This is a genomic window from Paracandidimonas lactea, from assembly GCF_021653995.1.
Taxonomy (GTDB): Bacteria; Pseudomonadota; Gammaproteobacteria; order Burkholderiales; family Burkholderiaceae_B; genus Allopusillimonas; species Allopusillimonas lactea.
Map to the genome: position 1 here is coordinate 84,022 of NZ_JAJJOZ010000008.1, position 13,620 is coordinate 97,641.

A 13,620-nucleotide genomic window follows, 5' to 3' on the forward strand; every position below is an offset into this window, starting at 1 on the left:
GGTTCATTACAAAGGAAAGCCGCGTCCGCGGTCGGGCCCCAGCAGTTGCGCCAGTTCACGAGCTGCAGACTCGTAGCTGCTGCGCGTTGAAATATCCTGCTGAAGGTAAGCTTCCAGATGTGGATACATCCGGATAGCCTCGTCGATCTGCGCGTCGTTGCCGGCCGTGTAGGCACCTACGGCAATCAGGTCGCGGTTGCGCTGGTAGCGCGACAGCATCTTCTTGAAGGTGTGCACCATCGAGAATTGCTGCGTGGGCACAACGGCCGACATCACGCGCGAGATGGACGCTTCGATATCAATGGCGGGGTAGTGGCCGGCTTCCGCCAGGCTGCGTGACAGCACGACGTGGCCGTCCAGGATCGCACGGGCCGAATCCGCAATGGGATCCTGCTGATCGTCGCCTTCGGTCAGCACGGTATAAAAGGCGGTAATGGAGCCAGCTTCGTGCCCGTTGACCGGCGCGCCATTGCCTGCGCGCTCGACCAGCGCCGGCAGCTTGGCAAACACCGATGGCGGATAGCCCTTGGTGGCGGGCGGCTCGCCAATAGCCAGTGCAATTTCCCGCTGCGCCATGGCATATCGGGTAAGCGAGTCCATAATGAGCAGCACGTGTCGGCCTTGATCGCGAAAATGCTCGGCCAGTCGTGTGGCATAGACCGCGCCTTGCAGGCGCAGCAGGGGCGACACATCGGCGGGGGCCGCCACGACCACGGCGCGCCGCATCCCTTCAGGCCCCAGGTTGTGCTCGATGAACTCCTTCACTTCGCGGCCGCGCTCACCGATCAAACCGACGACGATGACATCAGCCTGTGTATATCGGGCCATCATGCCCAGCAGCACACTCTTGCCCACGCCGGAGCCGGCAAACAGGCCCATGCGCTGGCCCCGGCCGACCGTCAGCAGACCGTTGATGGCGCGCACGCCCACATCCAGTACAGTGTCCACCGGCGCGCGTTGCAGCGGATTGATGGTCTGTGCAGAAAGCGGCGCTGTGTCGACGTGGCCCAGGGCACCCAGATCATCCAGCGGCCGGCCCGCGCCGTCGAGTACGCGGCCCAGCAGTGCGTCGCCTACCGGAAGGCGGTGCGACTGTACGCTGGCGGCGCTAGGGGTGCCGGCTTGTGGCAAACGGCTGTGTGCGGCGGGTTCGATGGGGATGACGCGGGCCCCGGGCGGCAGGCCCGAGATATCGCTTTGCGGCATGAGGTAGAGCGTCCGGTCGTGGAAGCCGACGACCTCGGCATCGGCCCAGCGGCCTGCGCCAGCGGAGATTTCGATGCGACAGGCCGCGCCCACAGCCAGCCTCAGGCCCGTGGCTTCCAGCACCAGGCCCGTGGCGCGGGTGACGCGCCCCGACTGATGCCAGGATTCGGTGGCGGCCACCTGTCGGCTATGTTTTTCCAGCAGCGTGCGCCAAGCGCCCGCCGAATGAGGCGCGGCAGGGTCACCCACGGCTGTCATGCTCCGTTGCTCTGCCCAACGCTGCAAGTACGCGTTGCCAGCGCGTGGCAAGGGTAGCGTCTACGCTGCCAAGCACGGTGTTTGCGATGCAGCCGCCGCGCGCGATCGTTTCGTCAGGCATCAGGCGCCACGGCCCCGCCGATGGGTCGCTTTCAAGGTGCTCCCGCACCAGCGCGGCGTCGTCTGGATGCAGGCGCACCGTCACCAGCGCGTCGGGGTCGGCCTGTGTGCGCAGTACATCGCGCACCAGATCGAGTATTTTCTCTGGTTGCATATCCAGTGTGCTGTGCAGCACCTGCTCTGCAATGCGGATGGCCAGCGACACTAGCGCTTCGCCGGTTTCCGCTTCAAATGCATGTACCGATTGGGCCAGGCCATCCGCGAGGCTAGCCAGTTGCCGTGCCTTCGCGTGCGCGTCCGCCGCGCCGTCTTCACGGCCTTGAGCCAGGCCGGCTTGGTAGCCGGCATCATAGCCTTGCTGGTGGCCGGCGGCTGTCCCTTCCCGCAAGCCCAAAGCGTGGCCTTGCGCATAGCCTTCTTCGTGGCCGCGGGCCTTTGCATCGTCGTGCAACTGCAGCGCCTGAGCGTGCATTTTCCTGGCTTGGGCTAGCGCGGTGGCCAGCGCGTTGTGTTCGGCAGCGTCGCCTTCGGCACGGGCTTGCGCGTTGGCGACGGCACGGCCAGGCCGGCGCGGGGCTAGAGCTTCGGGCCGCCAACGCTGCCAGGCGCTCGCGATGGTGTCGGCGTGTTCGGGGTGATCAGACATATTCGTCGTTTCCGAGGCCGCTCAGGCTGAACTGGCCCGATTCGGCGAGCTTGCGGGCGATCTGGACAATGCGCTTCTGCTCTTCTTCCACCTTGGACATGCGCACCGGCCCCTGGGCTTCCAGGTCGTCGCGCAGCATCTCGGCCGCGCGGTTGGACATGTTGCGAAAGAACTTGTCGCGTAGCTCGTCGGGCGCGCCCTTGAGCGCGATTGTGAGCTGCGTAGTGTCGACTTCCTTGAGGATGAGCTGGATGGCATTGTCTTCGATGTCCGCGAGGTTCTCGAACACAAACATTTCGTCTACGATGCGCTGCGCCAGGTCAGCGTCAAGCTCGCGCAAGCTGTTGACAACGGCCTCTTCTTCATTGCTGCTCATGAAGTTCAGGAGCTCGGCCGCGGTGCGCACACCGCCCATCTTGCTGCGCTTCGCGCCTTGGCCGGATAGCATGTCGTTGAGCACTTCAGTCAGTTCGTTCAGTGCGGCAGGCTGTACACCGCCAAACGTGGCGATTCGCAGCATTACGTCATTGCGCAGGCGTTCATTCAGCATTGCCAGAACAGCCGACGCCCGGTCGCGTTCCAGGTGTACCAGTATGGTGGCAATGATCTGCGGGTGTTCATCGGCGATGAGTTCCGCGACGCTGTTGGCGTCCAGCCAGTTCAGGGCGTCGATGCCATTCGCCCCGTCGCCGGCTTCGAGAATATCTTCAATCAGGCCGGCGGCACGGTCATTGCCCAGCGCTTTGTTCAGCACGGTGCGGATATAGTCGTCAGAGCCCAGTGTGACAGCCAGGAACTGGTCGGCCTCCTGGCGGAATTCTTCCAGCACACCGTCTACGTCAGCGCGCGTCACATGCTTGAGATTGGCCATAGCGCTGCCGATCTGTTGCACCTCGCGGGCGGACAGATACTTGAACACTTCGGCGGCGGCATCCTCGCCCAACGACATCATCAGGATGGCACAGCGGTCCGGGCCTGCATTAGCGGTTTGCATCTTTCTTCTCCATCCACGAGCGCAGCACCATGGCGACGGCGCGCGGGTCCTTAATCGCCATTTCGCGGGCGGTCTTTAGGTTGTCTTCGTAGCGGTTCAGCTCGTTGGCCAGGCGCTCGGCGGCTTCCGCTTGCTCGCGGGCCTTGTCCTGCTGAACCTGGTCGGCCTCCACCTCGGCCTGCGCGCGTGCACGCTCGGCCACCATCGGCCTGCCGATGACGCGCCACAAGATGTAGACAAGCAGGGCGATGACGAGATACTGCAGAAGCTTCATGCCGTATTCGAGATAAACGGGGTTCTCCCAGAAATGCGGCGTAATGGAGATGGGGTCGTTGAACTGGCTGTTGACCACACTCAGTGTGTCTCCGCGTTCCTCGGAATAGCCCATGGCTTGGCGCACCAGCTGATCCAGCTTCTGCATGTCCTGGGCGGTGAGTGGCTTCAGGCCCTCATCGGTGAAGCGATAGTTGACAACCACCGCGGCGGACAGACGGCGAAGCGTGCCAGCGGGGCCTTTGACGTGGTTGATGGTGCGATCAACCTCATAGTTCACCGTGGCATCGTCGCGCTGTGAACCGCTGCCCTGTTGTGCGGTGTTCTGCGTTGTGCCCAGCGTCTGGGCGCCTGCGGTACTGTTGGCGGGGTTGTTGTCCTGATTGGCGGCCGGCGGCGTCTGGATAGGAGCGGTCGCATTGGCGGGCGGCTGGTTGGTGAGCGCGCCGGGTACGCCTTCGGGCGGAAGCATATTGCGCTGTAAGGATGAACTGGTCTGCTTGCTGCGCACCGCGGCCTGGCCGGGCTCCTGGTTGGGTCGGTAGACTTCGGAGGTCTGTTCCCGCTGCGAAAAATCCACGTCCGCAGTCACTTGAGCGCGCACGTTACCAGGGCCTACCAATGGATTGAGCAGAGTAAGAATGCGCTGAACGGTGCGTTGTTCGATGTCGTTGACTAGGCCACGGCGTGCATTTTCGGCGCCTGCCTCACCGGCTGGCGCCGAGAGCAAGCGGCCATCCTGATCTACAACGGATACATCGGCCGCGTTCAAGTGCGGCACACTGGACGATACCAGCCATGCAATAGCATTTACCTGGGCGTCGCTCAGCGTACGCCCTGGATAGAGCGTGAGCAGTACAGAGGCAGTGGGCGGTTGACGGTCACGCACAAACAGCGATTCGCGCGGAATCGCCAGGTGAACCCGCGCGGCCTGCACGGCGTGCAACGACTTGATTGAATTGGCCAGCTCACCTTCGAGCGCGCGCTGGTAGGTAACTTGCTCGGTAAACTGGCTGGCGCCAAAGCGTGACTGATCGAGTAATTCGAAACCTGCCGTGCCACTACGCGGCAGGCCCTGTTGAGCCAGGGCTAAGCGTACTTCATGCACCTTGTCTTCGGGGACCATGATGGCCTGCCCACCGCCTGATAACTGGTAGGGCACGTTCATCTGCCCCAGCGCTGCCACAATTGCGCCGCCGTCGCGGTCTTCGAGGTTGGTGAACAGAACGCTGTATGCAGGGCCGCGCGACCACAGTACCGCCGCCGCCACGATTGCGATTACTGCGGAAGCCACGGCCATTTGGATATGGCGTGGCCACGCCGCAGGCTTTGAGACTGTCTGCAGCCTTTCCTTCCACTGTGCTGCGATGCTCATTGGATGCCTCGGAGGCCCTTGGACGACAGATGGGTGCGGCAGAACGGCAGGCAAATGGAGAGCAGGGAGTACATGCGGCGTGGACATAGGTAAGAGAGCCTGAATTATCGCGGCGGTGCGGAGCAGAGCAAGCACCGAAAAGCGCTGGTTTTCGCCGTCATTTAGCTTCTTATGCGTGGCCGCGCCGGCACATGCGCGGCGTGCTTGCGTTTGCCCCACTAAAGCCTGAACTGGTGGCCTTTATGGCATCAGACGTAGGGTTCGGGGAGGGCGGGGGAACGGTACAGTAGAGCCCAAATTTATCATTCGGCTTTAGGCCGTACTGTTCTCATGGCCATTCAGCACCTGTCCGCGATTGAAAACATGCTTGCGCAAATGCGCGCCGTTGCCCAGGCCGCGTCGTCCACTGCCCCTGCCCGCGTCGATGCGCTTGGCGAGAATGGGGGGTTTGCCGATGCGCTGGCTCGCTCACTGGCGCGCGTGTCCACCATGCAGAATGCTGCCGCTGCGCAAGGTCGCGCCTTCGAGCTTGGCGCGCCAGACATAGCCTTGAATGATGTCATGATCGATATGCAGAAGGCGGGTATAGCCTTCCAGGCTACCGTCCAGGTGCGCAACAGGTTGGTGGCCGCCTACCAGGAAATCGCCAGCATGCCCGTGTAGTGCAGGCATTTCAATGCCCGCCATTGGGTGGCGTCTGGTCGTGAACGTTTTACAATAATCGCGCCCGCATCTCAGATTTTACTCAACGGCCCTCTCGACATACAAGCCGTTTTCCCTTTCCGTCGCCTGGCTCAGTCCATAAGCGACGGTTTTTTTTGCGAAGTGCTTTCCAGGCTATACAGCCAGGCCAGAAGGCTGGCCACGGCCTCATACAGAGCCGGAGGGATTTGCGCATCTAATTCCAGTCGCATCAGCACGCTCACCAGTTCAGGTGATTCATGCACGTGCAGGCCATGGTCGCGTGCAGCGCGGATGATGCTCTCGGCGACTGTGCCGTAGCCTTTGGCCACCACGCGCGGCGCAGCCTGCTTGCCATCGTACGCTAGCGCAACCGCGACCGGGCGGTGGGTTGGGGCGGAGCGTTGATCCATTGCGTTGCGTTGATCGCTTATATTTCGCTGATCGGGTGAGGTTTCGTGCAAACCGTCCTGCGCACCGCTGTGCCCGCGTCCATGTGAATGGTTCATTCCTCATGCCCCGGTGGTGCTGGTGATGCCGATGATGCTGGTGTCGCTGGCAGGACTTCGCCGCCGGCTATCGAAAGTTGATCCAGCGTCAAGCCCTGCCGAACCCAGCCGCTGCGCAGCTCGCCCAGCCCGGCCCGCATCATGTCCGCCGTCGCATCGCCCGCAAGCAGCTCGGCGCTCAGGCGCTCTGCCGTCAGTGCTAGCCGGGCCTCCACGCGACCCAGTAATGGCAGGTCGATGACCAGTCGCGTATGCCAGTGCGGCACTGCGGCGCCGTGATCGTCTTCGCGTTCTTCGCGCCGTACTTCCCAATTGAGCGGCGTGTCGGGCCAGGCTGTTCCTTGCCATGCAATTGCCTGGTTGGCCAGTGCCTCCAATTGCTGACGCACCAGCAGTTGTTCTTCTGGCGCAAGATCGGCCAGCTCTTGAGGCGACCCGCTAGACGAGACTGGCCGCGCGAGGGCTTTGGGTTCGCGCTGCAGGCGCTCAAGCGGGTAGCGGCCTGCGGACATTCTTGCGATATGGGATTCATAGAACAGGCCGCTTTCCTGCAGGGCCTGCGCCAAGGCGGAGGTGAGTTGGGCGGTCAGCGGAGAAGCGCCTGCGCTGGCATGCACGACGGCCTGTGCAGCCGACGCCGAACCAACGCCAGCTCCGCTCATTCCCGCCTCGCCGGCCTGTACCGCCGTGCTGCTCGTTACCGCCTGAATGCTGGCGGACGGTAGTCCGGTGCCGGGCAGGCTGCCGGGCGGCGTCATGTTCTGGCCTGCCCTGGTAAGCCCTTGTCCGGCAGACAGCGTACCCTGCGCAGTGGATGAGCCTGCCGCTTGCGGGCCGCCGGGTGCTTGCATGGCATCTGTGTCGCCGATGCCTGCGCCAGCCTGTCCTGGTGCGCTTGCGCGCCCGGCACTAGCATGAGCAGTGGTTCGCGTGGTGGTTTGTGCGGTGTGTGCGCCTGTTGTGGGCTGCGCCGCAGCGGCCGCGCCTTCGGACGCTAAGGCGCCAGAAACGGGTACGCCAGATCCTGCTGTGTTGCCCCCTTGTTGCGGTTGACCCCGCTGCCCGAGCACCAGCAACGGCGTGTGCCCTTGCACAGGCGGCGCGTTGCCGGGGTAGCGCGCCAGCAAGGCGAGAATCACCCGAGCGGCATGACCCAGCGTGGTAGGCGCGGAGGGTGTGGATGTGTTGTCGGTAGTCGTATGGCCCGTCGAGCCGCTCGCAACACGTGCCTGCAGCTCCGCATTGCTGACCCGAGAGCGGCTGCCGGTGGTGTTCTCGCGTCGGGCATGATCGACCGCTTCGCGTGGATCGCGGCGCGGATCGTTTTCGATGGCAGGTATGCGTTCGGACGTTGGCGGTTGGCTGACGGCATCGGGCCGCGCACCCGAAGCAACATTGGCCTGGACGGACAGGGTCGTGCCCAGCGCGGCATCCAAGCGTTGTACCAGCAATGTGCCAAGTGAAGAAGGGCCGCCTGGGCTCATGGATTACGGTAACAAAACCCGGTGTCAGGAACCGGATTGCTGATAATAGGCGTGCAGTACGGCGCGCTGCTGCTTGAGGCCACCCAGCAGCATTGCCAGGCGGTCCATTTCAGGCGAGATCAGCGAGCGAACGCTGGCATCGTCTTCGAGAATGCGCGCCAGTAGGCGTTTGCGCAGCATGCGCTCTTGCTCATCACAGGGTTCAGGGCAGTCTCGGAGCTTTTCAACTGCCGCGTGATAATCCACGCCCAAGCTGGCCACTTCGCGCCAATGCTGGGCCTTGGCCTCGAGCAGCATCTGTCGGACGATCCGAGCGATGGTTTCGTAGCGGGGGAGTACAGGGCGTTCGGTCATACTTTCGATCATCATCGTTGCCAGCTGCTCAGGCGGGAGCACCAACCGCAGTGCGCCATGCGTCGCCGATATCCGTCAGCATGCGCTCGGCAAGGTCGAGTTTCTCGGCGTCTGCATTCAGGTTCGCCAACAACAGGTTGCGGATGATGAGTTCATAGACCGCAATCAAGTTGATCGCCAGTTCCCCGCCCGCATCCTTGTCGACGCTGGCCTTCAAGCCGCTGTCGACAATGTCAATGGCTTTGGAGATTGCCATGCCGCGGCCCTGCGAGTCGCCCTGCTGCATATGCAGTCGCGCCTTCAGGATCGCTGCACGCGCGCCGTCGAACAACAGCGTGATGAGATGTTCTGGGCTGGCGCTCAAAACCTGCGTTTCGAGGCCGACGCTCGCGTAGGCGCGAGTTGCGTGGCGGCCGCCGGTCGGGCGGGGGTGGGCGTATGTCATTTTTTATTACTGCTACTGCTGCTTAGGTTGGCGAGTTGTTGGGTGAGATAAGAGCTGATGGAATTCATTTGCGCCAGCGTGGAATCGAGTTGGATGAACTGCTTGCGCATGCTTTCCATCTTGACGTCGATGCGATCCGACGTGGCCTGGTATTGCTTTTCAAGGTCTTTCAGCGTGGCAGTCATACTGTCGGACGCCAGGCTGATTGTGCCGCCGCTTTTGGTGTAGCGATCAGACACTGCACTGGCTTTGGTGGCAATGCCGCCAGTGTCGGAGAACAGCTTGCGCACATCGACCATGTTGGCCTTCAGGGCCGCGTCCAGCTTGGTGTTGTCGATGACGAGCTTGCCTTCCTTTGGATCGGTGGTAATGCCTATCTGTGCAAGGGTGGCGAACGCGCCCGAGTTCTGGGCCGTGTTCAGCGCGCCACGAAGCTCCGACTGTACGCTGCGCGCCAGGCTGTCGCCCGTGAGCGCGCTGGCTGTCTGGTTGTCGACGTTGTAGGTGGTCAACGATTTGATGATGCCCTGCAGGCTGTTGTACGTATCGACAAATGTCTTGATGGCCCCGCTGGTGACGCTGTCGTTTGCTGTAATCGACAGCGATTCGGGCTTGCCGGCCGTTGTGGTCTGGGCCAGTGTAAGCGTCACACCTTCGATCGCACCATCAATCGTATTACTTTGGTTGGTGACGGAAATACCGTTGACCACCACGCTTGCGTTAGTGGCGGCGGTTTCAGCCAGGTTAGGGTTGGGCGCGCCGCCTTTATCGAAACCGAACAGGGCATTGACACCCGATACATCCGAGGCGCCGTCCGCCGCCGCAACGGTGATGGACTGGACTGCAGCATCGGTGCCCGTTGCCTGCGATGTGAGCAGCAGGCGATGGGGATTGGCGCTGCCGTCATTGACCAGTGTGGCGTTCACACCCAGGCCGCTCTGTTCGTTGATCGCCTTGACGATGCCTTCGAGCGAGGAGTTGGCCTGAGAGACAGTAACAGCCTTGCTGGAGCCATTTGCAAGTGTGACGGTAAGCGTGACGTCGCCCGCAGCCAGCGTGCTTGTACGGCTTGCCTGGCCTGTGCCGGTAAGTGTCTGGCGGGTGGCTAGTGCTTGCACGTCTATCATGTATTCGCCGGCAATGGCTGCCGAGGTGGCGGTGGCGGTAAAGGCGCTGCCACCCGCCTTGGCCGTCATCGCACCGAAGGTTTCCGCCTTGCCCAGTGCGTCGGCTGCCGCTTTGAAAGCTTCAATGGCGCTTTTGATGGTGCCATAGCCGGACAGGCGGCTTTGTACCGCCTTGGCGCGCGTGTCGATCAGCGTGAGCGCACCGTTTTCGCTCTTGCGCAGATTCTCCAGCAGAGTGTCCAGGGGGAGCCCCGAACCGACCCCGATCGATGAAATAGCCATTAAATTACTCCGTTGCGATATTGTCAGCGAGTTTGCGTCGCGCCAGTGGGTGTGAATGGCGGGCGAACGCCGCCTTGTTCAGCTTTTTGCGTGGGCCGGTATATATCTGGGCCCCGATCAGGCCGTGGTGTTGACGCTGCGGCCCTGTAGTTGAGCAATCATCTTTGCTACCCGGATGACCGCCTCGGTGGGCACAGTGCGCAAGACATCGCCGGACTCACTGTCGATGATCGACACCACCACGCGATCAGTGTCAGGGTCGATATCGAAGCGCATGCCGGTCGACCACGCCTGCATATGGTTATTGACCGCCTCCAACGCCTTGTCGAGCGGGTCTTGCGGATACTGCTGCGCCTGGGCCTGCGTAGCATCGTTGCTAGTGCGGGTTTCGGCGGCCGCGGATATCTTTACCGCGGCGTCCGGCAACGGCATAGGGCGCTGCTCCGCCAGCAGGTCGGCGGCCATGGGCACGGCGGCATAAGCGATCGGGTTGACCATTCTGAAGCTCCAGTGGTGGTTCTTGCTCGACGTTCGGACGGCGTTCTACCGGGGTAGACGCATCCAAACAGGGTGCGCAACCCATCATGCGCGGTAACGGCGCGAGGCGGATTTTCTTTAATTGATGGAACAGCCGAGGAAATCGCGCTCTGATCCTGTCAACACCCCGCAAGGCCCCGCCGGACAATATCCACTCCCCATCTCAACCTGTACGTACAGCTCCCTGCATGCTTGGTACTGAAGACCAACTCGTCGCACAGTACGCGCCGCTGGTTCGCCGGCTTGCGCTGCAGATGGTTGCGCGCCTGCCGTCCAGCGTAGAGTTGGACGACCTCATGCAGGCCGGCATGATGGGCCTGTTGGATGCGCTGCGCCGCTACCAGCGTACCGCGCAGGCGCAGTTCGAAACCTATGCCATCACACGCATACGCGGTGCCATGGTGGACGAATTGCGCAGCCAGGACTGGCTGCCGCGCTCTATGCGCAGCAAAGCCAAAGAGATCGAATTGGCCGTGGGCCGTTTGATGCCCCTTCTTGGCCGCCCCCCCACCGAGGCGGAAATCGCCGAGGAACTGGGCATCGGGCTGGCAGACTACCAGAAGATGCTGGAAGACGCCTGTGGCGTGCAGGTGATTCATTACGAAGACTTGGCGCGCCATCGGGAAGAGGGTGCTTCTATTCCCGAGCCCACCGGCGGTGGCGATGTCCCGCTCTGGGCATCCAACCCCTTGCGGCAACTGATGTCCAACGGCTTGCGCCATGCCTTGATTGAAGCCATCGAAGGCTTGCCTGAGCGTGAGCGTCTGTTGCTGGCCCTGCAGTTTGAGCACGACCTGAACCAGAAAGAAATCAGCGCCGTGATGGGCGTAACCGAAGGCCGCGTCTCGCAGTTGCGCTCACAAGCCGTCGCCCGCATCCGCGCCGCGCTGGCGCGTGATGACTGGCAGGAAGGCGTCGGTGAAGCAGCGTTGCAAGCGCTGATATAAAGGGGGCTTCCTCGGCTGCGACGTCGGCGGCCAGCCGCTTTGCGTTACGCCTTTGCTTGGCTTGTCCGCTGGCTTGGCTTGTGTTGTCGCGCTGTGTAGTAGCACCCCATGCCCATAGCGCTGTGCTCCGTCTCCACCGCCGCCTCCACACTGCGGTCCCGCCTCGTGCCGCTGTTCTAGTTTTATGAGCGGCGACACGCTGGACGCGCCCAGCTTTTATGCCCAGGTTGCCGTATTGCGACAAGCATTTTGAAGCGCCTTGCCTGCCTAATAAGATATATTTAATATGTATCTTAATGCGTGGGCTGCACGCGCATTGTTCCTTTTTGCAGCCTCCCCACGGCGGTCGCACATGGCTGTCGCGGCGGCATTACAACAATCAGCACGGAATCGCCATGGAAATCGATCGCTTCAAACATCACCACGTCCAAATACTGCAAGGCATAAAAAAAATGCGCGAGTACGTGCACGCAGGCATTGCCGAACATGCCAGCGTCATTGCGCAGCAACTGAAAGAACTGAGCTCCCTGGTCACCCTGCATTTGGCCATCGAAGACCGCATCCTTTACCCCGCCCTGCGGCAGGGCGCAGATGCAGAGCTTGCCCGCATGGGCAAAGCCTACCAAGACGACATGAAAGGTATCGCCAGCGCCTACATTGCGTTTTCCCGACAATGGCGCACCGGCGCCGCCATCGCTGCCGCCGCCGAAGAGTTTCGCGCCCAAGCCAACGTCGTGCTGCGCGACCTGCATGCCCGCATGCAGCGCGAGAACCGGGAGTTCTATCCAGCGATCGAGGCGGCTTGAGTGAATGGTTAGGCTTGGAACGAACTCCACGTTTGCAAAAGCAGCTAATGGCCGCAAGCGTCGAAAGTTATGCCAGCGCGTTGAGAGTGCGAGCAGCAAAAGTTTTTCACGCTGTCCCTAAATTTCTCGATGCGATCTCCGTAAACCCAGATGTACAGGAAATACAGGGCCTGCCCGACACTCAGGTGAAGGGCCAGGATTCCACCCGAAAATCGGGGTTTCCTGGTCAACTGGGCCCTACCAGGCCAAAGCCTTTTCCCTACAGGAGTGATCCATGGCTGTCATTAACACCAATTACTTGGCTCTGGTTGCACAAGGCAATCTGAACAAGTCTCAATCTTCGCTGAGTTCCGCCATCGAGCGTCTGTCCTCGGGCATGCGTATCAACAGCGCCAAAGACGATGCCGCAGGCCAGGCCATTGCCAACCGCTTTACCTCCAACATCAAAGGCCTCACCCAAGCGGGCCGCAATGCCAACGATGGTATTTCGATTGCGCAGACAACTGAAAGTTCGCTGAACGAGATCAACAACAACTTGCAGCGTATCCGCGAACTGGCGGTTCAGGCTTCCAACGGTACGAACTCGTCTTCGGATCTGACCTCCATCCAGGCTGAAATTGACCAGCGCCTGTCGGAAATCGACCGTATTTCAGAGCAAACCCAGTTTAACGGCACCAAGGTTCTGGCCAGCGACAAGACGCTGAGCATCCAGGTCGGCGCCAACGACGGCCAGACCATCGACATCCAGCTCAAGCAGATCGACAGCGGCAAGCTGAGTCTGCAAGGCTTCAATGTGAATGGCACAACGGGCACGCTTGGTGCTGCGACGGCCGCCCAGATCAAGAAGAACTACGGCGACAGCACTGCTGTGACGGCAGTCAAAGTTGACTCGACCAACTTTGCGACCAATCTGTCCGCTCGTCTGGGCATTGCCAATACCAGCATCACCCCCGCCGCGGCCGTGGTTCAGGATGGCAAGGGCAACTGGTACGCCCAGGTGGATATCAAGGCGGCCAGCGCAGGCGAGTCCGCCGCGCTGAAGGCAAACGGTTTCGATATCGACAACGGTGCTACCAAGTCCTACTACATTGCCCTGGATCCTCAGAAAGCAACTTTTGCCGGCACCGATGCAACGATCGCGATCGATGGCAACGCGGTCAGCTTCAAGGCGCTGGTTGGCAATTCGACATCCAATCCGCTGGACGCGCTGGATAAGGCCTTGGCAAGCGTTGACAGCCTGCGCAGCGACCTGGGTGCGATCCAGAATCGCTTCCAGTCCACGATTACCAACCTGAACAACACGGTCACCAACCTGTCCGCTGCTCGTTCGCGCATCGAAGACGCTGACTACGCTGTCGAAGTGTCGAACATGACGCGTGCTCAGATCCTGCAACAGGCTGGCACCTCGGTTCTGGCCCAGGCCAACCAGGTTCCGCAGACAGTGTTGTCGCTGCTGCGTTAATCCGCGCTTACTGCACTCTGATTTCCGGCGCTTTCCGGAAATCGGCAGTTGGACGAGGCCGCCACTTCCGGAGACGGGCGTGGCGGCCTTTCTATTGCGCTTCAGCCACAAAAC

14 protein-coding genes are annotated in these 13,620 nt (G+C 61.6%); 4 read left to right on the top strand and 10 right to left on the bottom strand.

What is annotated here, in order from left to right:
* Positions 1 to 6: 6 nt before the first annotated feature.
* Genes fliI through fliF form a run of 4 tightly spaced genes read right to left on the bottom strand, consistent with a single transcriptional unit; the run spans position 7 to position 4,872 of the window.
* The gene (fliI, locus tag LOL23_RS14625; RefSeq protein WP_160975670.1) at positions 7 to 1,464 is read right to left on the bottom strand and encodes a flagellar protein export ATPase FliI; all 1,458 of its coding nucleotides are present in this window, start codon (positions 1,462 to 1,464) and stop codon (positions 7 to 9) included.
* Positions 1,448 to 2,230 (bottom strand): flagellar assembly protein FliH, encoded by a 783-nt coding sequence (gene fliH / locus LOL23_RS14630; protein WP_160975672.1) that lies wholly within the window; start codon positions 2,228 to 2,230, stop codon positions 1,448 to 1,450. The genes fliI and fliH overlap by 17 nt, the downstream gene beginning before the upstream one ends.
* Positions 2,223 to 3,224, bottom strand: coding sequence for a flagellar motor switch protein FliG (gene fliG, locus LOL23_RS14635; protein WP_160975674.1), 1,002 nt, complete (start codon positions 3,222 to 3,224; stop codon positions 2,223 to 2,225). The genes fliH and fliG overlap by 8 nt, the downstream gene beginning before the upstream one ends.
* Positions 3,211 to 4,872: a flagellar basal-body MS-ring/collar protein FliF gene (fliF, locus tag LOL23_RS14640; protein WP_160975676.1), complete on the bottom strand. Its 1,662-nt coding sequence runs from the start codon at positions 4,870 to 4,872 to the stop codon at positions 3,211 to 3,213. The genes fliG and fliF overlap by 14 nt, the downstream gene beginning before the upstream one ends.
* Before the next feature lie 330 nt (positions 4,873 to 5,202).
* Between fliF and fliE the strand changes: the two genes are divergently transcribed.
* Positions 5,203 to 5,535: a flagellar hook-basal body complex protein FliE gene (gene fliE / locus LOL23_RS14645; RefSeq protein WP_160975678.1), complete on the top strand. Its 333-nt coding sequence runs from the start codon at positions 5,203 to 5,205 to the stop codon at positions 5,533 to 5,535.
* A gap of 131 nt (positions 5,536 to 5,666) precedes the next feature.
* Here fliE and LOL23_RS14650 read toward each other — a convergent pair whose 3' ends face one another.
* The 6 genes from LOL23_RS14650 to LOL23_RS14675 all read right to left on the bottom strand — a co-directional run bounded on the left by LOL23_RS14650 (position 5,667) and on the right by LOL23_RS14675 (position 10,252).
* Positions 5,667 to 5,966: an EscU/YscU/HrcU family type III secretion system export apparatus switch protein gene (locus tag LOL23_RS14650; protein WP_160975680.1), complete on the bottom strand. Its 300-nt coding sequence runs from the start codon at positions 5,964 to 5,966 to the stop codon at positions 5,667 to 5,669.
* 92 nt (positions 5,967 to 6,058) lie between these two features.
* Positions 6,059 to 7,546 carry a flagellar hook-length control protein FliK gene (gene fliK / locus LOL23_RS14655; protein ID WP_160975682.1) on the bottom strand — a complete coding sequence of 496 codons (1,488 nt, stop codon included), beginning with the start codon at positions 7,544 to 7,546 and terminating at the stop codon, positions 6,059 to 6,061.
* A gap of 24 nt (positions 7,547 to 7,570) precedes the next feature.
* Positions 7,571 to 7,900: a flagellar protein FliT gene (locus LOL23_RS14660; RefSeq protein ID WP_160975684.1), complete on the bottom strand. Its 330-nt coding sequence runs from the start codon at positions 7,898 to 7,900 to the stop codon at positions 7,571 to 7,573.
* Between the two features lie 28 nt (positions 7,901 to 7,928).
* A complete protein-coding gene (fliS, locus tag LOL23_RS14665) occupies positions 7,929 to 8,345 on the bottom strand; it encodes a flagellar export chaperone FliS (protein ID WP_160975686.1) in 417 nt (138 codons plus the stop codon).
* Complete coding sequence (fliD, locus tag LOL23_RS14670) at positions 8,342 to 9,754, bottom strand: flagellar filament capping protein FliD (protein WP_160975688.1); 1,413 nt, start codon at positions 9,752 to 9,754, stop codon at positions 8,342 to 8,344. The genes fliS and fliD overlap by 4 nt, the downstream gene beginning before the upstream one ends.
* Before the next feature lie 117 nt (positions 9,755 to 9,871).
* Positions 9,872 to 10,252: a flagellar protein FlaG gene (locus LOL23_RS14675; RefSeq protein WP_160975690.1), complete on the bottom strand. Its 381-nt coding sequence runs from the start codon at positions 10,250 to 10,252 to the stop codon at positions 9,872 to 9,874.
* Positions 10,253 to 10,479: 227 nt separating this feature from the next.
* On the opposite strand from LOL23_RS14675, the gene LOL23_RS14680 reads away from it, so the two are divergent.
* The 3 genes from LOL23_RS14680 to LOL23_RS14690 all read left to right on the top strand — a co-directional run bounded on the left by LOL23_RS14680 (position 10,480) and on the right by LOL23_RS14690 (position 13,506).
* Positions 10,480 to 11,238 (top strand): RNA polymerase sigma factor FliA, encoded by a 759-nt coding sequence (locus LOL23_RS14680; protein ID WP_160975692.1) that lies wholly within the window; start codon positions 10,480 to 10,482, stop codon positions 11,236 to 11,238.
* A gap of 395 nt (positions 11,239 to 11,633) precedes the next feature.
* A complete protein-coding gene (locus tag LOL23_RS14685) occupies positions 11,634 to 12,044 on the top strand; it encodes a hemerythrin domain-containing protein (RefSeq protein WP_237173798.1) in 411 nt (136 codons plus the stop codon).
* 274 nt (positions 12,045 to 12,318) lie between these two features.
* Positions 12,319 to 13,506, top strand: a complete 1,188-nt coding sequence (locus LOL23_RS14690; RefSeq protein WP_237173799.1) for a FliC/FljB family flagellin — start codon at positions 12,319 to 12,321, stop codon at positions 13,504 to 13,506.
* Positions 13,507 to 13,620: the final 114 nt, after the last annotated feature.